This is a genomic window from Alicycliphilus denitrificans (assembly GCF_044792555.1).
In the GTDB taxonomy this organism is placed as follows: Bacteria; Pseudomonadota; Gammaproteobacteria; order Burkholderiales; family Burkholderiaceae_C; genus Alicycliphilus; species Alicycliphilus denitrificans_A.
The window spans coordinates 1,971,053-1,996,613 of record NZ_CP126238.1; the positions used below are offsets into that span (position 1 = coordinate 1,971,053).

General features: G+C 67.7%; 19 protein-coding genes and 1 other RNA gene. 10 read left to right on the plus strand and 10 right to left on the minus strand.

Annotated features, from left to right (window positions below):
• Positions 1 to 15 precede the first annotated feature (15 nt).
• The 5 genes from P7644_RS09345 to trxA form a co-directional block, all read right to left on the minus strand.
• Entirely contained in the window at positions 16 to 1,713 is a 1,698-nt protein-coding gene (locus tag P7644_RS09345; RefSeq protein ID WP_404302992.1) for a hypothetical protein, read from the minus strand.
• A 109-nt stretch (positions 1,714 to 1,822) separates the two neighbouring features.
• Positions 1,823 to 2,077, minus strand: coding sequence for a type B 50S ribosomal protein L31 (locus P7644_RS09350; protein WP_013519305.1), 255 nt, complete (start codon positions 2,075 to 2,077; stop codon positions 1,823 to 1,825).
• A 163-nt stretch (positions 2,078 to 2,240) separates the two neighbouring features.
• Positions 2,241 to 3,671, minus strand: a complete 1,431-nt coding sequence (locus P7644_RS09355) for an EAL and HDOD domain-containing protein (RefSeq protein ID WP_404302994.1) — start codon at positions 3,669 to 3,671, stop codon at positions 2,241 to 2,243.
• Positions 3,672 to 3,795: 124 nt separating this feature from the next.
• Positions 3,796 to 5,058, minus strand: a complete 1,263-nt coding sequence (gene rho / locus P7644_RS09360; protein WP_404302995.1) for a transcription termination factor Rho — start codon at positions 5,056 to 5,058, stop codon at positions 3,796 to 3,798.
• 221 nt (positions 5,059 to 5,279) lie between these two features.
• A complete protein-coding gene (gene trxA, locus P7644_RS09365; RefSeq protein ID WP_404302997.1) occupies positions 5,280 to 5,612 on the minus strand; it encodes a thioredoxin TrxA in 333 nt (110 codons plus the stop codon).
• 106 nt (positions 5,613 to 5,718) lie between these two features.
• Here trxA and P7644_RS09370 point away from each other — a divergent pair, with 106 nt between their 5' ends.
• Entirely contained in the window at positions 5,719 to 8,286 is a 2,568-nt protein-coding gene (locus P7644_RS09370) for a PD-(D/E)XK nuclease family protein (protein WP_404302998.1), read from the plus strand.
• A complete protein-coding gene (locus P7644_RS09375) occupies positions 8,283 to 11,609 on the plus strand; it encodes a UvrD-helicase domain-containing protein (protein WP_404303000.1) in 3,327 nt (1,108 codons plus the stop codon). The genes P7644_RS09370 and P7644_RS09375 overlap by 4 nt, the downstream gene beginning before the upstream one ends.
• Before the next feature lie 18 nt (positions 11,610 to 11,627).
• Here the strand turns inward: P7644_RS09375 and P7644_RS09380 are convergent, their stop codons facing one another.
• Positions 11,628 to 14,327 carry a molybdopterin-dependent oxidoreductase gene (locus P7644_RS09380; protein ID WP_404303001.1) on the minus strand — a complete coding sequence of 900 codons (2,700 nt, stop codon included), beginning with the start codon at positions 14,325 to 14,327 and terminating at the stop codon, positions 11,628 to 11,630.
• A gap of 247 nt (positions 14,328 to 14,574) precedes the next feature.
• Here P7644_RS09380 and P7644_RS09385 point away from each other — a divergent pair, with 247 nt between their 5' ends.
• Positions 14,575 to 15,909, plus strand: a complete 1,335-nt coding sequence (locus P7644_RS09385; protein ID WP_404303002.1) for an NAD(P)/FAD-dependent oxidoreductase — start codon at positions 14,575 to 14,577, stop codon at positions 15,907 to 15,909.
• A gap of 178 nt (positions 15,910 to 16,087) precedes the next feature.
• Here P7644_RS09385 and P7644_RS09390 read toward each other — a convergent pair whose 3' ends face one another.
• Together P7644_RS09390 and ffs are read right to left on the minus strand one after the other, a co-directional pair.
• A complete protein-coding gene (locus P7644_RS09390; RefSeq protein ID WP_404303003.1) occupies positions 16,088 to 16,708 on the minus strand; it encodes a hypothetical protein in 621 nt (206 codons plus the stop codon).
• Positions 16,709 to 16,890: 182 nt separating this feature from the next.
• Positions 16,891 to 16,987, minus strand: an RNA gene (gene ffs, locus P7644_RS09395) — signal recognition particle sRNA small type.
• Positions 16,988 to 17,064: 77 nt separating this feature from the next.
• Between ffs and dnaX the strand changes: the two genes are divergently transcribed.
• The 6 genes from dnaX (at position 17,065) to P7644_RS09425 (ending at position 22,330) form a co-directional block, all read left to right on the plus strand.
• Complete coding sequence (dnaX, locus tag P7644_RS09400) at positions 17,065 to 19,008, plus strand: DNA polymerase III subunit gamma/tau (protein ID WP_404303005.1); 1,944 nt, start codon at positions 17,065 to 17,067, stop codon at positions 19,006 to 19,008.
• Between the two features lie 47 nt (positions 19,009 to 19,055).
• Positions 19,056 to 19,388: a YbaB/EbfC family nucleoid-associated protein gene (locus tag P7644_RS09405; RefSeq protein ID WP_404303006.1), complete on the plus strand. Its 333-nt coding sequence runs from the start codon at positions 19,056 to 19,058 to the stop codon at positions 19,386 to 19,388.
• A 16-nt stretch (positions 19,389 to 19,404) separates the two neighbouring features.
• A complete protein-coding gene (gene recR / locus P7644_RS09410; protein WP_404303007.1) occupies positions 19,405 to 19,995 on the plus strand; it encodes a recombination mediator RecR in 591 nt (196 codons plus the stop codon).
• Positions 19,996 to 20,076: 81 nt separating this feature from the next.
• Positions 20,077 to 20,466: an MAPEG family protein gene (locus P7644_RS09415; protein WP_404303009.1), complete on the plus strand. Its 390-nt coding sequence runs from the start codon at positions 20,077 to 20,079 to the stop codon at positions 20,464 to 20,466.
• 141 nt (positions 20,467 to 20,607) lie between these two features.
• The gene (locus P7644_RS09420) at positions 20,608 to 21,654 is read left to right on the plus strand and encodes a methionine ABC transporter ATP-binding protein (protein WP_404303010.1); all 1,047 of its coding nucleotides are present in this window, start codon (positions 20,608 to 20,610) and stop codon (positions 21,652 to 21,654) included.
• Between the two features lie 10 nt (positions 21,655 to 21,664).
• Complete coding sequence (locus tag P7644_RS09425) at positions 21,665 to 22,330, plus strand: methionine ABC transporter permease (protein ID WP_404303012.1); 666 nt, start codon at positions 21,665 to 21,667, stop codon at positions 22,328 to 22,330.
• Positions 22,331 to 22,428: 98 nt separating this feature from the next.
• Here P7644_RS09425 and P7644_RS09430 read toward each other — a convergent pair whose 3' ends face one another.
• Together P7644_RS09430 and gloB are read right to left on the minus strand one after the other, a co-directional pair.
• A complete protein-coding gene (locus tag P7644_RS09430) occupies positions 22,429 to 23,976 on the minus strand; it encodes a transglycosylase SLT domain-containing protein (protein ID WP_404303014.1) in 1,548 nt (515 codons plus the stop codon).
• Positions 23,973 to 24,749 (minus strand): hydroxyacylglutathione hydrolase, encoded by a 777-nt coding sequence (gloB, locus tag P7644_RS09435; RefSeq protein WP_404303015.1) that lies wholly within the window; start codon positions 24,747 to 24,749, stop codon positions 23,973 to 23,975. Before gloB ends, P7644_RS09430 begins: the two co-directional genes overlap by 4 nt.
• Here gloB and P7644_RS09440 point away from each other — a divergent pair.
• Positions 24,748 to 25,527 carry a class I SAM-dependent methyltransferase gene (locus P7644_RS09440; protein WP_404303017.1) on the plus strand — a complete coding sequence of 260 codons (780 nt, stop codon included), beginning with the start codon at positions 24,748 to 24,750 and terminating at the stop codon, positions 25,525 to 25,527. The genes gloB and P7644_RS09440 overlap by 2 nt on opposite strands.
• Positions 25,528 to 25,561: the final 34 nt, after the last annotated feature.

Here is a 25,561-nt window from a genome sequence, read left to right on the forward strand (position 1 = left end):
AAGACTCTCAGCCTCTCAGTGCTCGGCGCCCTGGCGGCGCAGCACCAGCATCCGGTCGTTGCGGTCGGTGGGCCGGCTGATGGTGCCCACCTCGGTCCACTGCCCCGGCGGCAGCACGGTGACCACGGATGGGCTTTCGTCCGGGTCGGCCACCATCCAATCGCATTGCGGCAGTTGTGACGGGTCCACCATGGGCAGTTGGCCGTGGTGCATCAGCCCCGCCACCTGGGCGCGGCTCAGGCCATAGGCTGCCACGCAGCCCTGGCGCTCGGTGATGACGGCGCGCACGCCGGCCACTTGTGGCTCCAGGCTGCGACCATAGTCCAGCATGGGCAGCCACAGCGTCATCAGCAGCAACCAGCCCAGCGTTGCGCCGCCAGCGGGTAGCACCAGGCTCTTCCAGATGGCGGGACGGTTGCGCGCCGTGCGCCAGGCCACCAGCAGGCACCAGGCCAGCGTGGCCGCCAGCGCCACGGCAAACGGCCAGGCGGAAAAGCTGGGTAGATAACCGGGTGCCAGCTTGGCCACATTCGCCGCGGGCTTGGCCGGCACGCCGGTTTGCACCGACAGCCAGATCACCCAGATGGTGATGGCCGATACGCTGAAGAACAGCAGCGTGAACCAGTCGATCAGCGCCGCGATGCTGCGCCGCAGCGTAGGCAGGGCAAAGGCCGCAAGCGCCGCCAGGGCCGGCAGGCTGAGCAGCAGGGCGCGATCGGCGGGGCGTGTGGTGAGGGTTGCGCCCAGGGTCACCAGCGCAAACCACAGCGGCAGCCACAGGTGGCGATGCCATTGCCGGTCGGCAATCAGGTGGCGCCATCGCCACAGGGTCCACAGGGCCAGCGGCCAGGCCGGCCAACTGAACCAGACGAGCAGGCGCAGCAGGCTCTGCCAGTCCTTGGCGCTGTCCAGGCCCACGATGCGCCAGCGCCACAGGTCCAGCCGCAGGGCCAGTACCGTGGCCGCCAGCGTCAGCAGCAGCACCAGCGTGACCGCGGCTGCGCGTGTGCGCGGCGGGGCGTCGCTGCTGCGCCATATCAGCCAGGCGCTGCCCAGGCCCAGCAGCACGGCCAGGGTGGGGGCGCCACTGAACACCAGCCCCAACAGCCCGGCCAAACCCGCTAACAGCGGCCAGGCCATGCGCCAGGGCAGGGCCGCGCCGGCAAAAAACAACAGCGCCGTGCACGCCAGCTGTGTCAGGTAGCCGGTGGTTTCGTGCGACAGCTGGGCCAGCCCCAGGCAGGCGATGAGGGCCAGCAAGGCGCCATCGGCCATGGCTCGGGCGTAGTCGGCGGGCTGGGCTTCGCCGCCGAAGGCAAAGGCCACGGGCTGGGCGCCGCGGCCGCGCGCCAGGTAGTACACGCCATACCAGGTGGCAGACAGGGTCAGCAGCAGCAATGCGACAAAGGGCACCCTGGCCGCCAGTTCCAGGGGTAGCCAGCCGCCCAGAGCCTGGAGGGCCCAGGCGCCCAGCCAGTAGTGCAGCAGCCCGTCGCCATCACCTGGCAAGCCGGCCAGCAGGGGGTGCAGCCAGTCCGTGTGGCCCAGGGCCAGCTCGCGCATATAGCCGAACGAGGCCAGGTCGTCACTGCGCCAGGGCGCCCGCCCGACAAAGCCGGGCACGGCATAAGCCAGGCACAGCAACAGCAACGCCCAGCGCGGCAGGGGCCGCACGGCGCTTTGGGCGACGATGGCGGGGGTGGGGTGGTTCACTCTGGCGATCCCTGCGGGCCTAACGCAAGAAAAAAGGCAGCGCGGTGGTGCCGGGCTGCCTTGGGTGTGCGCTGCACGGGCCCACGCGCGCGTGGGCTGCCTGCGCTGCTTACTTTGCTGCGGTCTTGCCGAAGCGGTTGCGGAAACGTTCCACGCGGCCACCCATGTTGTCCACCGACTTCTGCGTGCCGGTGTAGAAGGGATGCGACTCGCTGGAAGTATCCAGCTTGAACAGCGGGTATTCCTTGCCCTCGAAGGTGTCGGTTTCCTTGGTGTTCACGCAGGAACGGGTCACGAACTTGAAGCCGTTGGACAGGTCCACGAACAGCACTTCGCGGTAGTTGGGGTGAATGCCTTCTTTCATGATCTTCCTTCAGGTCAGGTGCGGCAGCCGGGCAGGATGGGAAACAACCGCTGTTTCGCCAAAACATCCCACATACTTACCGCATAGAAAAAGCCCGCCATTATATTTCGAAAACCGGAATCGACCGGCAATGCCGCGGGAGGGCGTGCCGCGCGCCCGGCGCCTACTGCTCGCTGATGTCCATGATGGCGTTGGCTTTGCCCAGCGCTTCGATGCTGTACTGCAGCACCTGCCGCGCATCGATGCCGCAGGCCTGGGCCTGCGGCGCGGTGGCGTCGTCGGCGTCGTTTTCGCAGGCTTTGGCCAACTCCAGGGCGCTGTGGTAAAGCCCGGGTTTGGCCAGCAGGGCGTTGCGGATCGGGTCGGGCAGTCGGGTTTCTTCCAGAATTTGCGCCAGGGGGTGGCCAATGAGGAGGTCGAGCATGGAAAACAGGCCGAGGATGAACAGCTCATCGGGTTTTTTCGGCAGCTTGCCCTGGCCAGCCAGGCTTTCCAGGAAAAAGGCCCGGGTCAGTGCCTGCTCCGCCAGCATTCGCTCGCGAAAGCCGGCCTGTTTGATGTCAAACAGCAGCAGTGACAGCCAACGGTAGCAGCGCTCGCGTCCCAGCACCAAGATGGCCTTGTCGATGGTGAGCACCGGCTGCGCCAGGCTCATGGCGGGCGAATTCAGGTAGCGCAGCAGCTTGAAGGTCATCACCGGGTCGGCGGTGATCTGGTCGGCAATGACCTTGAGCCCTTCGTCCGAGCGCAGCAGGTTCAGCAGCTTGAGCGCCAGCATCCGGTTGATTTCGCTCTTGGGTGGATGCCAGTTTTCCCGGCTGGTGACGAAATTGCCTTGGAAGAAATCGAAATTGCTTTGAAAGCACAGGTGAAATTCGTCGAAGGTGCTCAGCTCGTTGGCGATCAAGCGCAACCTTTCCTGCGAGGGCAGGCGGTTGGCGTTGAGTCTTTTGCCCAAGGATTTGATCTTGGGCCCATCGAGTCCGGCGGTGTGAAATTGCACATAGTCGCCCAGAGCGGCCAGGGTCAGCAGCTCGGGATGTTCGTCCAGGGCTTTCTGGCTCAGTTCCCAGCCATAGGCAAAACCGGCCTCGCGCAGGGCCTGGAGCTGGGGTTGCAGCACCGCCAGGGAGAGCGCCTGCCGCCTGGGCTTGAGCAGCAGCACGGTGTTGCCCGTTGGCAGCTTGTGCAACAAGGGGTTGCCCAGTGAGACAGGGGAGAGCCCGATGAACGCCAGGCGGTGGCCCAGCAGGCTGTGGATGCCCAGCGAGGTCAGGCTGCGCAAGAGGGCATCGTCATACACCTTGTGCAGCAGGTCCTGCTTGCCCTGCAGGCGCGATTGCAGCTTGTCTTGCAGATTGAAGGTGTAGCCCGCAATGTGCTCCTTGCGGTCGAGCACCGGCACGCGGCGGACAAAGGATGAGCTGGCATTGTCCTGTGCCATGGGCGCGGCGCTGCCCTGATCTGCCGGTCTTTGCAGCGGTGCGACCCGATTGAGGGTTTCAAACTGCTGACGCGAACGAGCTTCTGGCGAGGGGGCGGCGCTGCTGGGCGGGCGAGACTGCGTGAACAGGCTGCGAAAAAAAGCAAGCATGGAATGCCTCACATACCAGGGGGCGAGGGGCGGTGCAAAAAATGGCTGGGGCCGATTCTATCGACGCCCCATGCCGTCGTTGCATTTGGTTGCAGGCTTGCCGTTTGCGCGGCCGTAAGGGGGGTTATCCGCCCCGGCGCATGGCCTCGAAGAACTCGACGTTGGTTTTCGTTTCCTTCATCTTCTTGATCATCAGTTCCATGGACTCGATCTCGTCCATGTTGTACATGAACTGGCGCAGGATGCGGGTCTTCTGCAGGATCTCCGGTGCCAGCAGCAGCTCTTCGCGGCGCGTGCCGCTCTTGTTGAGTTCGATGGCGGGGAACACGCGCTTTTCGTACAGGCGGCGGCTGAGGTGGATTTCGCAGTTGCCCGTGCCCTTGAATTCTTCAAAGATCACTTCGTCCATGCGGCTGCCGGTATCGACCAGGGCCGTGGCGATGATGGTGAGCGACCCGCCTTCCTCGACCTTGCGCGCCGCGCCGAAGAAGCGCTTGGGGCGCTGCAGGGCGTTCGAGTCCACGCCGCCCGACAGCACCTTGCCGCTGGAGGGCACGACGTTGTTGTAGGCACGCGCCAGGCGCGTGATGGAGTCCAGCAGGATGACCACGTCCTTCTTCAGCTCGACCAGGCGCTTGGCGCGCTCGATCACCATCTCGGCCACATGCACGTGGCGCGCGGCGGGCTCGTCGAAGGTCGAGGCAATGATCTCGCCCTTGACCGAGCGCTGCATCTCGGTCACTTCCTCGGGGCGCTCGTCCACCAGCAGCACCATCAGGTGCACGTCGGGGTTGTTGGCCGTGATGGCGTGGGCGATGTGCTGCATCATCACCGTCTTGCCGCTCTTCGGGGGCGCGACGATCAGCGCGCGCTGACCGCGGCCTATGGGCGCGATGATGTCGATGATGCGGCCGGTGATGTTTTCCTCGCCCCGGATCTCGCGCTCCAGGCGCATCTGCTCCTTGGGGAACAGGGGCGTCAGGTTCTCGAACATCACCTTGTGCTTGTTCTGCTCGGGCGGCCCGCCGTTGACGCGGTCGAGCTTGGTCAGCGCGAAGTAGCGCTCGCCATCCTTGGGGATGCGCACCTCGCCCTCGATCATGTCGCCGGTGTGCAGGTTGAAGCGCCGCACCTGGCTGGGGCTGATGTAGATGTCGTCGGTGCTGGCGGTGTAGCTGGTGTCGGGGCTGCGCAGGAAGCCGAAGCCGTCGGGCAGGATCTCCAGCACGCCATCGGCAAAGACCTGCTCGCCGGCCTTGGCGCGCTTCTTGATGATGGCGAACATCAGCTCCTGCTTGCGCATGCGGCCGCCGTTCTCGATTTCCAGGGCTTCGGCCTGCTTCAGGACTTCAGACACGTGCAGTGCCTTGAGCTCGTTAAGGTGCATGAAAAGACTCCTGTGGCGGAGTAGATATGTCTTGTGACTGGAGGGGAGGCGGCTGCATGCCGTGTGGGCCTTGGGTTGCCCTGGCGAGCCTGTGACCTGGAACCGGCCGCTGGGTGATGAGTGCGGCTTGGCGATCGGCGCGAATTATGACAGGAAAATTCCCGCACACCTGCGGGAAGCGCTGGCCAGCCCCGCGCAGGGCTGGCCGGCGGGCAGGGCTATCAACCCAGTTGCTGGTCGATGAAGGCAGTGAGCTGCGCCTTGCTCATGGCGCCCACCTTGGTCGCGGCCAGCTGGCCGTCCTTGAACAGCATCAGCGTGGGAATGCCGCGGATGCCGAACTTGGCCGGGATCTCGCGGTTCTCGTCCACGTTCATCTTGGCGATCAGCAGTTTGCCCTGGTAGGCGGCGGCGACCTCGTCCAGGATGGGGGCGATCATCTTGCAGGGGCCGCACCACTCGGCCCAGTAGTCCACCAGCACGGGGATGGAGGACTTGAGCACGTCGGCTTCGAAGCTGGCGTCAGACAGTTGCTTGATGAGGTCGCTGGCCATGGGAAGTGTTCCTTGGAAATTTGGCAGATGGGACAGAGGTTAAATTCGGGTCATTGTGACAGAAACCAATCCCCCATTTGCCGGTGTGCCCGGCCCGTCAGCCGCTATGACTGTCATAGCGAAAAGCGATGCCAAGCTCGGCGCGTCCTTGTGGGAGCAGGCCCTGCAGCGAGTGCAGGCTCATATCCAACGCATGGGTGCGCACCCGGCACGCTGCGTGATGCTGCTGCCCTATGCCCAGCTGATGGGCGAGATCCAGCAGCAATGGGCGCGCCTCATGCCCGACGGTTTTGCCCCGCGCTTTGAAACCACGCGCAACTGGGCCCAGCGCCTGGCCGGTTTTGTCCCTCAGGGCCTGGATTTTGCCCAGGACATGGCGCGCGACCGCCTCACCGCTGCTGCGCTGCTTGAGCGCGCCGGCCTGGGTGAGCCGTGCCAGATGCTGATCGCGCCCCTGCTGGAGGCAGCTGGGCAGCTTGCCCCCTTGGCCGCTGCCATTGCGCCCGATGAGCGCGGGGCGTGGCTGGAGGAGCAGCGCGGCCTGCTGGGCCTGGCCGGCGAGGGCAGCGCCTTGCGTTACGAGGCCGCCGTGGCGCGCCTGGCGCTGGAGTGGGTAGCGGCCTCGCGCCACGCCACCGATGTGCTGTTCACTCCCGGTGTGCGCGCCGCCGTGGACGCCATCGTGGTGCTGCAGGGTTTTCAGGGCGACGCCTTGGCCGAGACTCTGTGCCAGACCTGGGGCGATGCCGCCTTGGTGCTGCCGCTGTGGCAAGGGGCGGCCAGCGTCGGCAGCATCGCCCTGCATCCTGCGCACGAGGCCGAAGACGAGGCCCAGCGCGCCGCCGCCCGCATCATCGCGCATGTACAGGCCGGCCGCATTCCCGTCGCCCTGGCCAGCACCGACCGCGCCCTGCTGCGGCGCATCACTGCGCTCTTGCAGGGCGCCGGCCTGACGGCCAAGGACGAAAACGGCTGGACCCTGGCCACTACCCGCGCCGCCGCCCAGGTCATGACTTTTCTGCGCGCCTGCGCCTGGAACGCTGGCAGCGACGCCTTGCTCGACTGGCTCAGGGCCGTGCCTGCGATCCAGGCCCCCGCCCAGCGCGCGCTGGAGCAATGGCTGCGCCGCAATGCCCTGCAGGCCTGGGCCAGCGTCGTGCAGTGGTTCGATGCCCACCCCGAGCGCCACCCTGGCATCGCTGCCAGCGTGGCGCAGATCGAGGCCCTGCGCCAGCCCCTGTGCGCCGCGCGGCCGCTGGCGGATTGGCTCGCCAGCCTGCGCCAGCAGTTGCAGGCCAGCGGCCAGTGGGCGCTCTTGCAGCAGGACGACGCCGGCGAGCGCGTGCTGCTCGAACTGCACCTGAACGAGGGCCTGGAGACCGGCCTGGCCGACGTGGCGGGCGCGGCGCGCAAGCTCTCTCTGGCCGACTTCAGCCACTGGGTCGACCAGGTGCTGGAGGCCACGCGCTTCAAGCCCGACTGGGAGCAGGGCGAGCCCACGGTGGTGCTGCTGCCCCTGGCACAGCTGCTGGCGCGGCCCTTTGCCGCCCTGGTGCTGCCCGGCTGCGACGAAAAACGCCTGCAGGCTGCACCCGAGCCGCCCGGCCAGTGGACGCAGGCGCAGCGCCAGGCCCTGGGCCTGCCCACGCGCGCGAGCCTGGAAGCGGCCCAGCGCGCCGCCTGGGCCAATGCCCTGCAAACGCCGGCGGTCGATGTGCTGTGGCGCAGCAGCGAAGGGGGCGAGCCGCTGCTGGCGAGCCCGCTGGTGCTGGCCCTGCCCCAGGATGGGCCGGCGGTCCCGGATGTGCGCCCGCAGCGCAGCGTGGCCCCGGCCCCCGTGCCGCGCCCGCTGCCTGTGGGGGCGCGCTTGCCCGTGACGCAGCTGTCGGCCTCGTCCTATGCCGACCTGCGCCACTGCCCCTACCGCTTCTACGCCCTGCGCCAGCTTGGCCTGCAGGAAAGCGACGAGCTGGATGTGGAGATCGACAAGCGCGACTTCGGCACCTGGCTGCACGAGGTGCTGCAGCGCTTTCACGAAGGCCTGAGCGCCGCGCCCACGCAGGACGCGGCCGAGCGCCGCGCGCGCCTGGACGCGGCGGCCGCGCAGGCGCGCGAGCACCTGGGCCTGAGCGGCAGCGACTTCCTGCCCTACGCCAGCGGCTGGCCGCAGCTGCGCGATGGCTATCTGCAGTGGCTGCAAAAGCACGAAGGCACGGGCGCGCAATTCGCCCAGGCCGAGGTGAAGGCCCAGCAGAGCCTGGCCCTGGCGCAGGGCGGCCTGCAACTGGTCGGCACGCTGGACCGCATCGACCAGGCCACGGGCGTCGAGGGCCGCGAAACCGCCCTGGTCATCGACTACAAGACCGAAAGCAGCAAAAGCACCGAGGCGCGCGTGAAGGCCGGCACCGAAGACACCCAGCTGGCCTTCTACGCAGCGCTCATGCCCGACCCCGGCCCACCCCTGCGCGCCGCCTACGTGAACGTGGGTGAGCGCGGCGAAACCAAGACCTATGAAGCAACGGATGTCACCGTTTTGCGCGATGCACTGCTAACGGGTATTCGCCACGACTTTGACCGCATCGCGCAAGGCGCGGCCCTGCCCGCCCTGGGCGAGGGCAGCGTGTGCGACTGGTGCGCCGCACGCGGCCTGTGCCGCAAGGATTTTTGGCAATGAACCCGGCTTACGAACACAACGGCCAACCCGTTTCCCGCGAGGCCTTCTACGCCATCGCCTGCGATCCCGCGCGCAGCGTGGCCGTGGAGGCCTGCGCCGGCGCGGGCAAGACCTGGATGCTGGTCTCGCGCATGCTGCGCGCGCTGCTCGATGGCAGCGCGCCGCACGAGATCCTGGCCATCACCTTCACCAAGAAGGCCGCCGGCGAGATGCGCCAGCGCCTGCAGGAATGGCTGGAGCAGTTCGCCCACGCCACGCCCGAGCACTTGGAAAAAGAGCTGATTTCACGCGGAATTGGCCTGCAAGCCGCACAGGATAAGCGCGACCAGCTACAAAACTTGTATCAACAACTGCTTGCCAGCGGCCGCCCGCTGCAGATCCGCACCTTCCACAGCTGGTTTGCCGCGCTGCTCTCCACGGCCCCGCTGGCGCTGCTGCAGGAGCGCGGCCTGCCCACGCACTACGAGCTGCTCGAAGACGACGCCCAGGCCAAGGCCGAGGTCTGGCGGCCGTTCCTGCAGGCCGTGGCGCAGGATGAGGCCCTGCGCGCCGACTATGAGGCCGTGGTCGCCGTGCATGGGCGCTTTCAGGCGCACAAGGCGCTGGAGGCGGCGCTGGACAAGCGCGTGGAGTTTCAACTGGCGGACGAGGCGGGCATCGTCGATGCCTCGGTGCCGCCGTTTGCCGCGGTCTATGCGCGCCTGGCCGGGGTGGAGCACCCGAGCGACTGGCTGCTGCAGCGTGCCGCGGGGCGGGCGATGCTCGAAGAGGCTGCGCGCGCACTCGCGCCACTGGCCAAGACCTTTGCCGCCAAGGGCGCGGAGCTGGCCGCCGCCGTGCAGGCCGGTGACTGGAATGGGGTGCTGTGCGCCTTGTTCACCGAGGACGGAAAGGGCACGCCGCGCGCCTTCGGCAAGTCGCGCCCCGAAGCGGTGACCGCAGCGCAGAACGAGGCGCAGACGCTGCGCGATGCCAGCCGCCAGCATGCCGCCTGGCAGCACCAGCAGCGCATGGCGCGGCTGTCGCGCTGCCTGATCGAATGCTTTGGCCAGCTCAAGCGCCAGCGCGGCTGGGTGGACATGAACGACGTGGAGCGCACGGCGCTCACGCTGCTGTCCGACCCCGTCCTGAGCGGCTGGGTGCAGGAGCGCCTGGACGCGCGCGTGCGCCACCTGCTGGTGGACGAATTCCAGGACACCAACCCGCTGCAATGGCAGGCGCTGCATGCCTGGCTCTCGGGCTACGCGGGTGCGGGCGGGGGGCAGGCGGCGCCCAGCGTGTTCATCGTGGGCGACCCCAAGCAGAGCATTTACCGCTTTCGCCGCGCCGAGCCCCAGGTGTTCCTGGCCGCGCAGGCCTTTGTGCGCGAGGCGCTGGGGGGCGACCTGCTGGCCTGCGACCACACGCGGCGCAATGCGCGGGGCGTGATCGCCGTGGTCAACGCCGCCATGCAGGCGGCCCAGGCGCAGCAGGAATACAGCGGTTTTCGCGAGCACACGACCGAATCGCAGGACGCGGGCGAGCTGCTGCGCCTGCCGCCCATCACCAAGGCGGATGCGCAAGAGGGGGGCGAGGAGGCCGAGGGGGCCGGCCCGCTCGCCTGGCGCGACAGCCTGACCGAGCCGCGCCACGAGGCCGAGGAAAGCCTGCGCATGCAGGAGAGCGCCCAGGCCGCGCAGTGGGTGGCGGCGCAGCTGGCCGCCGGCCTGCCGGCCAATGAAATCATGGTGCTGGCGCGCCAGCGCGAGCGCCTGGCGCGCATGGAGGAGGCCCTGCGCGCCCTGCACATCCCCTGCGTGCAGCCGGAAAAGGCCGACCTGGCCCAGGCACCCGAGGTGCAGGACCTGGTGGCGCTGCTGGACGTGTTGGTCTCGCCCGCGCACGACCTGTCGCTGGCGCGCGCGCTCAAGTCGCCGCTGTTCGGCTGCGACGACGCTCTGCTCACCGAACTGGCCCTGCTGCGCCGCCAGGAGCAGCACGCGCGCCTGAGTTGGTTCGATCTGCTTCAAAATAAGGAGCTATTAACGCTTGACTGTAAAGCGATTGCGGCCAATTTGATTCTATACAAGAGATGGGTGGACGAGCTACCCCCGCACGACGCGCTGCAGGCCATTTACCAGCATGGCGACGTGCTGGCGCGCTTTGCCGCCGCGGCCCCCGCACCGCAGCGTGCCGGCGTGCTGGCCAACCTGCGGGCGCTGCTGGGCGCGGCGCTGCAGCAGGACGGCGGGCGCTATCTCACGCCCTATGCCTTCGTGCGCGCCTTGAAGAAGGGCGGCATCCCCGCCCCGGCGCGCGCCGACGCCCAGGCCGTGCGCCTGCTGACGGTGCACGGTGCCAAGGGGCTGGAAGCGCACAGCGTGCTGCTGCTGGACACCGACGCGCGCGCGAAAAAAGCCGAGACCATGGCCGTGCTGGTGGACTGGCCGGGCGAGCAGCAGCTGCCCCGGCGCTTCATCTTCCTGGCCAGCGAATCGAATCCGCCCCCCAGCGCCGGGGACACCATGGCGCAGGAACAGCAGGAACGCCAGCGCGAGGCGCTCAACACTCTTTACGTGGCCGTCACCCGCGCCAAGCAACGCCTGGTGCTGTCCTGCGTGCAGACCGGCAGCGCCAACCCCGGCAGCTGGTGGGCGCGGCTTGCGCCCCTGATGCAGCAGGATGTAAAGCCCTTGGCCGACGCCGCGCCCAGCGCCGCCGGCGCAGACGCTGCGTTCACCCTGCTGGAGCTGCCGCGCCTGCCGGCTGGCCTGGTGATGCCCGCCGCGCCTCCCAAGCCGGCCGAGCCGGACAGCCTGTGCGCCCGCCAGGGCCAGGCCATGCACGCGCTGCTGGAGCAGGTGGGCGTGACCGGCCTGCCGCTGCAGGAGGCGCGCACCGACGGCTGGGGCGCCGACAGGCTGGGCCGGCTGGCGCGCGAGTTCGCACTGCCTGCGGCTGCAGCCCAGGCCGCCGCCGCCATGGCCCAGGCCATCTTGCGGGGGGAGGGCGCCTGGGCCTGGGATGAGGCCCAGCTGGAGCTGGCCGTGAACGAAGCCCCGCTGCAGCACCAGGGCCAGAGCCTGCGCCTGGACCGCCTGGTGCGCCTGCGCGAAGCGCGTGATGGCGCGCGCTGGTGGGTGCTGGACTATAAGAGCGCCGCCGCGCCGCAGCGTCAGCCGGAACTCATTGCCCAGCTGCAGCGCTACCGCCAGGCGGTGCAGTCTCAGGTCGGTGGCGAGGCCGTGGGCGCGGCGTTCTTGAGCGGTGAGGGCCGGGTGGTGGCCTGCGCCCATACCGGGCGCGCCCAAAAAAAAGCCCCGCATCTGCGGGGCTTGGACTAATGGGCGGGTCGCCCCGGATCAATGTTTGGCGTTCTTGATCAGGAAGTCCAGCACGATCTTCTGCTCATCGTCATTCAGGCCAGCGCGTTGGAACATGCTGGGGGTGATGCCCAACCATTGCTTTTCTGTGAACTGGCCCGGGTCACGCGGGCCATGGCACACGGTGCAGCGCTGGTAGAAGATCTTCTCGGCCGGCGACAGCGAGGCCGTGGCTTTTTCGCGCAGCGCGGCGGCGCGGTCAAAGCCGTAGAAGGCGTCGTCGAACTTGATGTCGCTCTTGACGATCTTTGGCGGATCGAAGGCCTTGGTGCCGCCAGGGTCGGCGTCCGTGCACTTGCGGATCGAGGCAATGCAGGTGTTGGCCGTGGTGGCCTGCGTCAGGCCGCTGGCGCCCCGGCTGGAGGTCAGGAAGTTGATCAGGCCGTTGTTGCAGCGGCCCTTGCTGTCGAGCTGCGGCCAGGCGCCCTCGTACAGGCTGACCACGCCGGGCATGATCTTGTCGGACACGCGCGCACCTACCACCACCGCGCCGCGCTGGTTGCGCAACTCGACCAGATCGCCATCCTTGATGCCGTTTGCCTTGGCGTCTTCCACGCTGATGGTCAGCGGCTCGCGCGTCTGCACGGTATAGCGCTTGCGCAGCGATTCGGAGTTGTTGAGCTGCGAGTGCAGGCGCCAGTAGGGGTGCGGGCTGACCACATGCACCTGGCCCTTGCGCGCATTGCCCAGGTACTCGCCCGGTTCCTGCCATTGGGGCATGGGCGGCATGTCGGGGATGTTCATCTTCGCAATGGTGGAGGAATACATCTCGATCTTGCCGCTGGTGGTGTGCAGCGGGTTTTTCTTCGGGGCGGCGCGGAAGTCGCCATGGCGTACCCACTTGTGCGCCTCGGGCGGCACCGGAATGCGCGCCATGCCCTCGGCCCAGAATTTCTCGAACGGCGTGTCCTTGGCCGCCGAACTCGCTTCGTAGGCTGCCTTGACGTAGTCCATCTGCGTCTTGCCCTCGGTGAAGGCGTACTCGATACCGCACAACTCGGCCAGGCGGCGGAAGATTTCAAAATCGTCCATCGCATCGTGCTGCGGCGCGATGATCTGCTTCATCGCATACACCTTGTCGATGCTGTAGGTGCCCGCCGAGGAAATGTCGTTGCGCTCCACCGTGGTGGTGGCGGCAAGCACGATATCGGCCCAGCGCGCAGAGCCATTCCACCAGGGTTCGTGACAGATCACCGTATCCACCGTGCGCAGGGCACGGGCGAATTCGTTCAGATCCTGCTGGTGCGAGAAGACGTTGTTGCCGGCGTTGTAAATCAGCTTGACCTTGGGATAGGTGTACTTGCTGCCGTTGTAGGTGAATTCCTTGCCGGGGTTGAGCAGCATCTCGTTGATGCGCGAGGCCGGGCAGATCTTCTTGACCGGGTTGCGCCCCTGCGACAGGCCCGTAGGCGCCGTGCCGCCCGACTGCGGCATGCCGCCACCGCCGTAGTGCCAGCTGAAGCCCACGCCCTGACCGGGCAGACCGATGTTGCCCAGAATGCAGGCGAAGTTGACGATGGCCCAATACGGCATCTCGCCGTGGTGCGCGCGCTGGATGGCCCAGGAGCCGCACAGTTGCGTACGCTTGGATGCCATCAGCTCGGCCATGGAGCGGATCTTGGCCGCGGGAATGCCGGTGATTTTTGCCGCCCATTCGGGCGTCTTGCGCGGCGTGCCGTCCTTGCCTTCCAGGTAGGCGCGGTACTTGTCGAAGCCCACCGTGTACTTGTCGATGAAGGCCTGGTTGTGCTTGTTCTGGCTGATGAGGTGGTAGCCCATCGCGAGGAACAGCGCCGTGTCGGTGTTGGGGATGATGCGCACCCACTCCGAGCCCATCTTTTGGTCCGTGGTGGTCACCTGCGGGTTGATGGACATGAACTGACAGCCCGCCTGCTTGATGGCGTCCCAGCCGGCGTACATCTCGTGGTCGCACACCGTGTACTCGATGCGGTTGTTCTTGTCCGGGTCGCAGCCAATGAACACCACCAGTTCGGTGTTGTCGCGCAGCTGCTCCCATGCGGTCTGGGCAGAATACACCTCCATGTCGCCGATGACCATCGGCATGATGATCTGCCCGGCACCCGCCGAGTAGTCGCCCGTGGTTATCGAAGAACCGCCCAGCAGATTGAAGAAGCGCCCCTGCAGCACATTCGGGCGGAAGATGCCTGCATGCGACCAGCCACCATAGGAACTGGAGAAGCAGCCTTCGTTGCCGTACTTCTCGATGGTGTCAAGAATGGCTTTGGCGGTCAGGCCCAGGGCCGTGTCCCAGCTCACCTGCACCCATTCGTCCTTGCCGCGCAGCTCGGGCTTGTTGCTGCCCTTGTAGCCGTTCTGCACCCACTCCAGATACGATTTGCGCACCATGGGGCCCGTGATCCGGGTCTTGTCATAGGTGCGGTCCAACACACCCTCGGTCAACATCTCGGTAGGCCTCTTGTCGGAGGCCTGTGCCTCGACCTTGATCAGGCGCCCCTGTTCCACCGTGGCGATTAGTGGCCCGTAATGCGTGGCATGCGGCACCTTGCCGCTAAAGGACTTGAGTGCCGCCAGTTCGGCGGCGGCATCGGGCTCGGCCGCAAATACCTTGAATATGGGCGATAGCTCAAAGCCGGCAGCAATCGCGCCCATGGTGCCTGCAAGACTGGCGCCCATCCATTGGCGTCGTGTGAAATTCATGACGAACCTCCTAACTAGAAGGCTTGATTCGACGCTAATTCCTATTTTTTTTGCGTGATCTGAATCAATTGAACATAGTCTCAATTTGTAATACCGCCATGGCCTCACCATGCCGGGTGTGCGGGCCGAATATTTCATGGTGTGGGTCAGGCATGTCGCCATGTCCCAGGATGAGAGGCCATTGCAACCGGCCTTCAATGTTCGGGCCGATGGGGCGGCAAGGTGGGATGATTGGCCCATGTCTTCCATGATCGATTCCTCCAACGCACCGCTGGTGTGTGACGCCGCCATCATTGGCGGCGGCCCGGCCGGGCTGATGGCCGCCGAGATGCTGGCCCAGGCCGGGCGCAGCGTGCATGTGTTTGACGCCATGCCCTCGGTGGGGCGTAAGTTTTTGCTGGCTGGCAAGGGGGGGCTTAACCTGACCCATTCCGAGCCCTTCGATGCCTTTGTCGCGCGTTTTGGCGCGCGCCGGGCGCAGATCGAGCCGCTACTGGCCGCGTTTGGCGCCGATGACCTGCGCGCCTGGGCCAAGGCGCTGGGCATCGATACTTTCGTAGGCACATCGGGGCGCGTCTTTCCTGCCGACATGAAGGCCGCGCCGCTGCTGCGTGCCTGGTTGGCGCGCCTGCGCGCAAAGGGCGTGGTGTTCCATATGCGCCACCGTTGGCTGGGGTGGTCGGACGATGGCGCTTGGCGCTTTGGCACCGTCGCCGGCGAGCGCCGGGTTGTCTCGCGCGCCACGGTGTTGGCGCTGGGGGGCGCAAGCTGGCCGCACCTGGGGTCGGATGCGGCCTGGGTGTCCTTGCTGATGGACAAAGGCGTGCAGATAGCACCTTTGCAGCCGGCCAACTGCGGCTTTGACGTGCCGCGTGTGAGCGCACCGTTGGGCGAAACGCGGCGCGAGTTCTTGCGCGAGCTGCTGGGCCGTGGCCCGGCTCCGGCCCTGGGCTGGACGCCGTTCTTTGCCGAGCGCTTTGCCGGCCAGCCATTCAAGTCGGTGGCGCTGGCCTTCACCGACAGCCAGGGCCGCCAGTTTGCGCGGCGTGGTGAATTCGTCGCCACCGCCACCGGCGTGGAGGGCAGCCTGGTCTATGCCGCATCCAGCCTGCTGCGCGACGAGATCGCGGCCCATGGCCATGCCACCTTCCATCTGGACCTATTGCCCGATCACTCCCCCGAGCGCGTGCTGGCCGAGGTCCGCCATCCGCGCGGCGCGCGCAGCCTCACGAGCCACCTCAAGGGCCGGCTGGGGCTCGATGGCATCAAGGCCGCCATCCTCTACGAACAACTGGGCAAGGACGGCATGAGCGACCCGCAGCTGCTGGCGCGGGCCATCAAGCAGCTGCCCATCACCGTGGTGGCTCCTCGGCCCGTGTCGGAGGCGATCAGCACCGCAGGCGGCGTGGCCTTCGAGGCCTTGGATGAGCACCTGATGCTGCAGGCCCTGCCCGGCGTCTTCTGTGCGGGCGAGATGCTTGACTGGGAGGCCCCGACGGGCGGCTACCTGCTCACGGCCTGCTGTGCCAGCGGGCATGCGGCGGGCCAGGGGGCGGCGCGCTGGCTTTCGGCGCAGGGATAGGCGCGCCCGCGGCGGGCCAGAGGCTGAGAGTTTTTCCCTCGTGCCCGAAAGGCACGTCAAAACGCACCCGATCGAGCTGCACAAGCGCAGCCATAGCTAGGGCTATGGCGAGCATTTGCAACGAAGAGCGGGGGTGTTTTGGCGTGCAAGGCGGGCATAGGGGGAAAGACTCTCAGCCTCAGAACTTGGTGCGGTAATACACCATCGGCCCGCCGCCTCTGGCGCGCAGCAGCAGCCGCGAATTGCCTTGCAGCTGCACCCCTATGGCGCCAAATTCGGGCACCAGGCCATACGTGCGCGAGGAGGCCCACTGCACCTCCAGACGGGTGCCAAAGGCGTTTTGCTCGTTGTACCAGATCATGCCCTGGGCATCGTGCATGGCCGGCTGCTGGGCAGTGCGCGCCCAGGTATGCACGTTCAGCTGCGCCCGTGGATTGAGTTGCGTGCGCCAGCGCAGGCCCAACTCATAGGCCATGGGCATGCGGCCTGCGCCCGTGTCACCCGACACGATGGCCAGCGTCAGGCCCAGGCTGGAGGCCTGGCGCGGCGTGAGCCAGCCGGTAACGCCCGTGTACTGGATGCTGGCAGGCACTGCCGGGCGCGGCGCGCCGGTGTCGGGGTAGGTCTCGGTGTGCAGTGTGAAGACGGGGGCCGCCATGGCGGGCGATCCGCCCTGCGCCGGCTCCAGCGCCGCGGCCGCGCCGGCCCAGCCCAAGAGATACAGGGCGCTGCACAACATGCAGCATCGCCACAGGAACGGCGGATAGGCGGACGGTGCAAGCGTGATCGGAATCATCATGCCACCCCACAGTCAAAGAAGCACAATCCATTGAAGCCTGGTGCCAGTATGGATGACGAGTGGACGTCGTCCGACATCCAGCGCCGCAAGTGCCTGTGGGACTGGGCCGACATGGCGCACACACTGGCGCAAACGCGCGCATGCAGGGCGTTTGGCGCAAGAGGCAAGGAAGGGGGAGAGAAGTTGACGAGCCTTACCCCCGGCACTGGCTCCACAGTTAGGGCTGCTTGGTTCCCCACCTGACCCGGTTGGCCGCTTCACCATGCGGGGAGGCCCGTCAGCGGCGATTGTACGCCGAACCAGGAGCCGTTTCGGGATGGCGGCAGGCGCTGGCGGGCCACATAGAATCACCCCCCATGTCCTACCTCGTGCTCGCCCGCAAATACCGTCCCAAGACCTTCTCCGAGATGGTGGGGCAGGAGCATGTGGTGCAGGCGCTGACGAATGCGCTCACGCAGCAGCGGCTGCACCATGCCTACCTGTTCACCGGCACGCGCGGCGTGGGCAAGACCACGGTTTCGCGCATCCTGGCCAAGTCGCTCAACTGCCAGGGGCCGGACGGCACAGGCGGCATCACGGCCCAGCCCTGCGGCCAGTGCCCGGCCTGCCAGGACATCGACAGCGGGCGCTTTCCCGACTACACCGAACTCGACGCGGCATCGAACCGCGGTGTGGACGAGGTGCAGGGCCTGCTGGAACAGGCCGTGTACAAGCCGGTGCAGGGGCGCTTCAAGGTCTTCATGATCGACGAAGTGCACATGCTCACGAACACGGCCTTCAACGCCATGCTCAAGACGCTGGAAGAGCCGCCCGAATACCTCAAGTTCGTGCTGGCCACGACCGACCCGCAGAAGGTGCCGGTCACGGTGCTCTCGCGCTGCCTGCAGTTCAACCTGCGGCCCATGGCGCCCGAGACGGTGCTGGAGCACCTGACGCGCGTGCTCGCCGCCGAGAATGTGCCCGCCGAGCCCCAGGCGCTGCGCCTGTTGGCGCGCGCGGCGCGCGGCTCCATGCGCGACGCGCTCTCTCTTACCGACCAGGCGATTGCCTTCGGCAGCGGCCAGCTGCAGGAAGCGGGCGTGCGCCTGATGCTGGGCAGCGTGGACCGCAGCCATGTGTTCCGCCTGATCGACGCGCTGGCGCGGGGCGATGGCCGCACGGTGGTGGAGACGGTGGACACCCTGCGCACCCACGGCCTGTCGGCCGCCAGCACGCTGGAGGAGATGGCCGCCTGCCTGCAGCGCATGGCCGTGCTGCAGGCCGTGCCGCAGATGGCCGCCGCGGTGGACGCCAGCGACTCCGAGGCGGTTGAGACAGCGCGCCTGGCCGCCGCCCTGCCGGCCGACGAGACGCAGCTGCTCTACAGCCTCTGCCTGCACGGCCGCACCGAGCTGGGCCTGGCGCCCGATGAATACGCCGCCCTGACCATGGTGCTGCTGCGCCTGCTGGCCTTCAAGCCGGCGCCGGCCGATGCGGCCCAGGCGGAAAAAAAAACTCTGACGCGGGCTGAACCCACCGCCAATGCCCCGGCGACCGCTGCCCCAGTGGCGCAGGAAGCACGGCCGGCACCGCTGCCACAGCCCGCCAGGCCGCCAGCCGCCGCTCTGCAGGCCACGCCCGATGACGTGAACCGCGCGGCGTTTGAGGCCATGCATGACTCAGCGCCCGACGACGGGCCCGTGGCCGCGCTGGCCAAAGCGCCGCCCGTGGCCCGCGCCGCCGCCGCGCCCGCGCTGCGCCTGCCGGTGCGTGCGCCCGAGGAATTAAGGGAAAATACGGCCCAATCGCTTGATGAGAAAGCGCGGGCAGCTACTGAAGCAGTAGCAATCCCGGTGCGCACCATGCCCGAGCCGGGCGCGCGCCTGCAGCCCATGGCGCCCACCGGCGCCGCGCCCGCGTCTGCGCGGCTCGTGCCCACCGAGGAGGGCGATGTCTGGCACGCCACGGTGCGGCAGCTCATCGCCCAGGAGGCCATCACCGCCCTGGTGCGCGAGTTGGCGCTGCAGTCGCAACTGGTGGCGCGCGATGAGGGCCATTGGCTGCTGCGCGTGGAGCGCGAGTCGCTGAACCAGCCCCAGGCGCGCGAGCGCCTGCGTGCGGCGCTGGAGGCCGCGGGCCATGCGCGTCAGATCAGCGTGGAGCTGGGCGTGGTCACGGACAGCCCGGCGCGCCGCAACGCCCAGGCCGCGACCGAGCGCCAGCGCGCGGCCGAGGACATCGTCCACAACGACCCCTACGTGCAGCAGCTGGTGCGCGACTTCGGCGCGAAAATCGTGCCGGGCAGCATCAAGCCTGCATAAGAACGTCAAAACACTCCCATTTTCTTAATCGACAAAGGAAACCCACCATGTTCAACAAGGGACAGCTCGCCGGCCTCATGAAGCAGGCCCAGGCCATGCAGGACAACCTGAAGAAGGCCCAGGACGAACTCGCCAACATCGAGGTCGAGGGCGAATCCGGCGCCGGCCTGGTGAAGGTCCTGATGACCTGCAAGCACGACGTGAAGCGCGTGACCATCGACCCCAGCCTGCTGGCCGACGACAAGGACATGCTCGAAGACCTGGTGGCCGCCGCCTTCAACGCCGCCGTGCGCAAGGCCGAGGAAACATCGCAGGAGAAGATGGGCAAGATCACGGCCGGCATGCCCGGCCTGCCCGGTGGCATGAAATTCCCCTTCTAACGCCGCCGCTCTGCGCATGTCCGACACCGGCTCCCTCGACGCGCTGATCCAGGCGCTGCGGCGCCTGCCGGGTGTGGGCGTCAAGTCGGCCCAGCGCATGGCTTTCCACCTGCTGCAGCATGACCGCGGCGGGGCCGAGCAGCTGTCGCAGGCGCTGGCGCGGGCGTGCGAGCAGGTGCGCCACTGCGAGCGCTGCCACACCTTCACCGAGGGCGCTGTGTGCGACGCCTGCCTGGACCCGGCGCGCGACGCCACGCGCCTGTGCGTGGTGGAGACGCCCGCCGACCAGTCGGCCATGGAGCGCACGGCCGCATTCCGTGGCCTGTACTTCGTGCTCATGGGGCGGCTGTCGCCGCTTGACGGCGTGGGGCCGCGCGACATCGGCGTGCAAAAGCTGCTGGAGCGCGCCTGCGATGGCGTGGTGCAGGAGGTGATCCTGGCCACCAGCTTCACCGCCGAGGGCGAGGCCACGGCCCACGCCATCGCCGAGGCGCTCAAGCGCCGCGGCATCCACGTCACGCGCCTGGCGCGCGGCGTGCCCGTGGGCAGCGAGCTGGAATACGTGGACCTGGGCACCATCGCCCATGCGCTCGCGGACCGGCGTTGATTAAGCAAAAACCATAGCTGCAGGCGCTTGCTGCATAAGCATTATTACCCTAAATTGTTTAAACGAACACGGGGGGTGCAGATGGCAAGTTTCACCGTCGCCTACGGGTGCGTGCTGATTGCGGCGCTGCTGCCCCTGTTGTGCGCGCTGTTGGCCAAGGGCGGCAGCTTTCGCGCTGCCGACAACCACGACCCGCGTGCCTGGCTGGCGCGCCAGAGCGGCTGGCGCGCCCGCGCCCACGCGGCCCAGGCCAACAGCTTCGAGGCGCTGCCCTTCTTCATCGGCGCGGTCATCATCGCGCACCAGCTCGGCGCGCCGCAGGGCCGGCTGGACCTGCTGGCCTGTGTATTCATCGTGCTGCGCCTGGCCTACATCACCCTGTACGTGGGCGACCGGCCCACGGCGCGCAGCCTGGTGTGGGGCCTGGCCTTCCTGGCAAACATTGCCATCCTGCTGCTCGGTTGGCGCTGAAGTACGGGCGGCCCGGCAGCGCCCGGGGCCGGGCAGTAAAATAGGCATCGCCGGCCTGCCCATTCAGCGCAGGCCGCTGCTTTTTCCATAGCATCGCAGGCGTGCCTTGGCTGGCCTGCGCGGCGTTTCTTCTCGTTTTCCATGATCGATCTTCGGGGCATCACCCAGATTTACCCGGGCCCACAAGGCCCCGTCGAGGCCCTGCGCGGCATCGACCTGCATGTCACGCCGGGCGAGGTGTTCGGCATCATCGGCCGCTCGGGCGCGGGCAAGAGCTCGCTGGTGCGCGTGATCAACCTGCTCAACCGCCCCTCGGCCGGCCAGGTGATGGTGGCGGGGCGCGACATGACGCGGCTCTCCGACGCCGAGCTGCGCGCCGCGCGGCGCGAGATCGGCATGGTGTTCCAGCACTTCAACCTGCTGTCCTCGCGCACGGTGTTCGGCAATGCCGCGCTGCCGCTGGAGCTGGCGGGCATGTCCCAGGCGGAAATCAAGCAGCGCATCGATCCGTTGCTGGACCTGGTGGGCCTGGCGCACCTGGCCGACCGCTACCCGGCGCAGATCTCGGGCGGACAGAAGCAGCGCGTGGGCATTGCGCGCGCGCTGGCGAGCAACCCCAAGGTGCTGCTGTCCGACGAGGCCACGAGCGCGCTCGATCCCGAGACCACGCGCTCCATCCTGGACCTGCTGCGCCAGGTGAACCGCGAGCTGGGCGTGACGGTGGTGCTGATCACGCACCAGATGCAGGTCATCAAGCAGATCGCCGACCGCGTGGCCGTGATCGACGCCGGCCGCATCGTGGAGATGGGCCCGGTGATCGAGGTCTTCACGCGACCGCGCGAGGACATCACCAAGAGCCTGATCGACGAAATCGTGCCGCAGGAGCTGCCCGCCGGCGTGCTGGCGCGCGTGCGCAGCCTGGCGGCGCGCCTGCCGGCCGGCGCCAGCGGCCAGCTGCTGCGCCTGTCGTACGCGGGCGAGCACGCCTACGAGCCCATCCTGTCGCACCTGATCCGCGAGCTGGGGCTGGACCTGTCCATATTGCATGGCCAGATCGACGAGATCCAGGAGCAGACCTTCGGCTCGCTGGCGGTGTACGCCAGCGGCCCCATGGCGCGCATAGGCGCGGCCATTGACTATCTGCGCGCCAACGGTGTGGTGGTGCGCACCGTGGACGTGAGTGAATAAGGAGCGGGCGGTGTTCGAGAATTTTTCCGAAATGATGCTGGAGCTGTTTGTCACCTCGCTGTGGGAGACGGTGATCATGGTCGGCGCGTCGGGCATCATCGGCGGCCTGGTGGGCATTCCGCTGGGCGTGTTCCTGCGCCTGACCGACAAGGGCGGCATCCTGCAGAACGCGCCGCTGAACAGCGTGGTGGGCGGCATCGTCAATGCCGTGCGCTCCACGCCCTTCATCATCCTGCTGGTGGCCATCATCCCGTTCACGCGCCTGGTCACGGGCACGTCGATCGGCACCTGGGCCGCGGTGGTGCCGCTCACGCTGGCGGCCGCGCCCTTCATCGCGCGCCTGGTCGAGACGGCCTTGCGCGAGGTGGACGGCGGCCTGGTCGAGGCCGCGCAGTCCATGGGCGCCACCACCTGGCAGATCGTCTGGAAGGTGCTGCTGCCCGAGGCGCTGCCGGGCATCGTCGCCGGGCTGACCATCAGTTTCGTGAGCCTCACGGGCTACTCGGCCATGGCCGGCGCCGTGGGCGGCGGCGGCCTGGGCGACTTGGGGATTCGCTACGGCTACCAGCGCTTCCTGCCCGACGTGATGCTGGCCGTGGTGCTGATCCTCATCGTCTTCGTGCAGGCCATCCAGAGCCTGGGCGACTGGGCCGTGCGTCGCATGTCGCACCGCTGAGCCTGCGCCGACAAGGGGCCGCTAACTCCTGGTTTGATAGCTGTTTGCGCTCGTGTGGCGCGCGCAAGCGGCTGTTTTTTTCTGAAAGGCTGAGCTCGTCAGCGCTTCTTGCGCCTGGACGGCGCGCCGCCTTTGCGGGCCTTGCTCGTCGGAGCAGCCTTGGCCATCTGGTGGGCCGATGTGTGGCGGATGGCTGGTTTGCCGCTGCTGCGTGCGTGCACGCTGGCGGCAAGACGCATGGGCAGGTACAGCACCACGCGTTCGCCGGCCTTGAAGCTGCTGGAAGCCTTCAGGTCATTCCAGTCGGCCAGGTCGGCGGCGCTGACCTTGTAGTGGCGCGCCAGGCTGGCCACGGTGTCGCGCTTGCCGGCGCGCACGGTGGTGCGGCGCGTGACGATTTCGGGCGTGAAGGCGATCTGCCCGTTGTCGGCCACATGCTCGGAGACATCGGCGCGCGTGCCGGCGGCGCGCGGCACCATCAGGGCGGAGCCGGCCTTGATCATCATGCGTGGCGGTATGCCGTTCATCTGGCGCAGCTCACCCTCGCTCATGCCGGTGCGCTGGGCCGCTGCCGACACGCTCATGTTGCTGGGCACGGTCCACACCGTCCAGCTGGCGTACTGGCCTTCGTTGTAGGCAGCGAGGTTTTTCCGGAACACCTGGGCGTTGTCCCAGGGCAGCAGGATCTGCGGCATGCCGGCGGCCAGGATCACGGGCTTATGCACCGACGGATTGAGCGCGCGGAAGTCCTCCAGGCGTATGCCCGCCAGGTTGGCGGCCAGCGCTACATCGATGTCGCGGGTGATCTCCACGCTTTGGAAGTAGGGGTGGTTCTCGATCCGCGGCAGTTCGGTGCTGAAGCGGGCGGGTTCGGCCACGATGTTCTTCACGGCCTGCAGCTTGGGCACGTACATGCGCGTTTCGGCGGGCATGGTCAGGTCGGTGTAGCCGGTGCCCAGGCCCTGTTTTTCGTTGCGGGCGATGGCGCGCGCCACGCTGCCCTCGCCCCAGTTGTAGGCGGCCAGGGCCAGGTGCCAGTCGCCGAACATGCCGTAGAGCTTTTGCAGGTAGTCCAGCGCCGCGCGGGTGGAGGCCAGCACGTCGCGCCGGTCGTCGCGGAAGGCGTTTTGCTTCAAGTCGAAATAGGTGCCGGTGGCGGGCATGAACTGCCACATGCCGGCGGCCTTGGCGCTGGAGACGGCCTGGGGGTTGAAGGCGCTCTCGATGTAGGGCAGCAGGGCCAGTTCGGTGGGCATGCCGCGGCGCTCCAGCTCCTCGACGATGTGGAACAGGTACTTGCTGGAGCGCTCGGTCATGCGCTGCATGTAGTCGGGCCGGGCGGCGTACCACTGCTCGCGTTCACGCACCAGGTCGGTGTCCAGGTCGGGCATGGAAAAGCCGCGGCGCATGCGGTCCCACAGATCTGCGGGGGCGCTGATGCCGGCCACGGGGTGGCCCTTGGCGGCCCCGGCCGTGATGGGGCGCAGCGGCCCCGTGGGGATTTGCGGCGCCTCGCCGATGCCGGCATCGCTGTTGTTGCTGGAGGGCGCAGCGCTGGTGGCGGGGCTGATGCCTGGAGTGCTGGTGCTGGCGCAGCCGGCCAGCCACAGCAGGCTTGCCAGCCCGAGGATATGCAGGATCTTCATCGGAATTCGTTTTTCCATTGGCGCAGCGCGGCCAGCACGGCCGCGGGTTGGTGCGGATCGACGCGCGGATCAAAGCCCCTGGCCGCCTGGGCAACCGAGGCCTGGCGCGTGCGCAGAAAAGGGTTGATGGCGCGCTCCGTGGCCATGCGCGAGGGCAGGGTGGGCTGCCCCGCCTGGCGCAGGGCTTCGCAGCGCGTGATGTACTCGGACAGCGCCGCGTTGCCGGGCTCCACGGCGCGCGCAAATTTCAGGTTGGACAGCGTGTACTCATGGGCACAGCACACGCGCGTGTCGTCTGGCAGGGCGGCCAGGGCGTCGAGCGAGGCCTGCATCTGCGCGGGCGTGCCCTCGAACAAGCGGCCGCAGCCGCCCGAAAACAGCGTGTCGCCGCAGAACAGCAGCGGCGCGCCGTCCGCCTCGGCGCAGTAATAGGCGATATGCCCGGCCGTGTGGCCGGGCACGTCGATCACGCTAAAGCGCAGGCCCAGCGCGCTGACGGCATCGCCCTGGCCCAGGCGCGTGAGCGGCTCGGGCATGGGTTCGTGGGCCGGGCCGTAGACGGCGGCGCCGGTGGCCTCGCGCAGGGCGCTCACGCCGCCGACATGGTCGCCATGGTGATGCGTGACTAGAATCGCCTGCAGTGACAGTCCCATGCCGTGCAGCGCCTGCAATACCGGTGCGGCGTCGCCCGGGTCCACCACGAGCGCGGCGTGCGCGTCGTGCAGCATCCAGATGTAGTTATCGGAGAAAGCGGGCAGCGGCAGCAAGTTCATGAGCGGCGAAATTATAGGTTTACACCACTGGTTTGCGACCCCCCCGGGGCGCTACCTGCTTGCCTGGGAGCAGGAGCGCTACGACGAGCTGGTGGCCGACATCTTTGGTTACCACGCGTTGCAGCTGGGCATGCCGGGGCTGAACGGCCTGCGCGCCAACCGCATGCCGCACCGCTGGCTGGCCCTGGGTGGCGACGAGTCCTGCCTTCTGCAGCGCGAGGCGCCAGCCGGCACGCAGGCCGTGGCCCTGCTGGCCGAGGCCGTGGCCCTGCCGTTTCCCGAGGCCAGCCTGGACCTGGTGGCCATGCCCCACACGCTGGAGCTCAGCGTCGATCCGCACGTGGCGCTGCGCGAGGTGTACCGCGTGCTGGTGCCCGAGGGCAGGGTGGTGATCAGCGGCCTGAACCCCTGGAGCCTGTGGGGCCTGCGCCAGTGGCGCGCACGGCTGTACCAGCGCTGCGGCGGCGGTGGCCGGCTCTACCTGCCCGACGTGGGGGAGTTCATTTCGCCCGGGCGCCTGCGCGACTGGCTGCGGCTGCTGGGCTTCGAGCTGGAGACGATCAGCTTCGGCTGCTACCGGCCCGCCGCGACCGGCGAGCGCTGGTTGCAGCAATACGGCTGGATGGACGGGCTGGGGGCGCGCTGGTGGCCGATACTCGGGGCGGGCTATGTGATCGTTGCCGCCAAGCGCGTGCAGGGCATGCGGCTGCTGGAGCCCTCGTGGCGCAAGGCGCCGAAGGCCGCAGCCGCGCAGGTGCAGGTGGCAAGGCGCCATTGAGTACCCACCGCTAGCGGTGGGTTGTTTGTTTTTC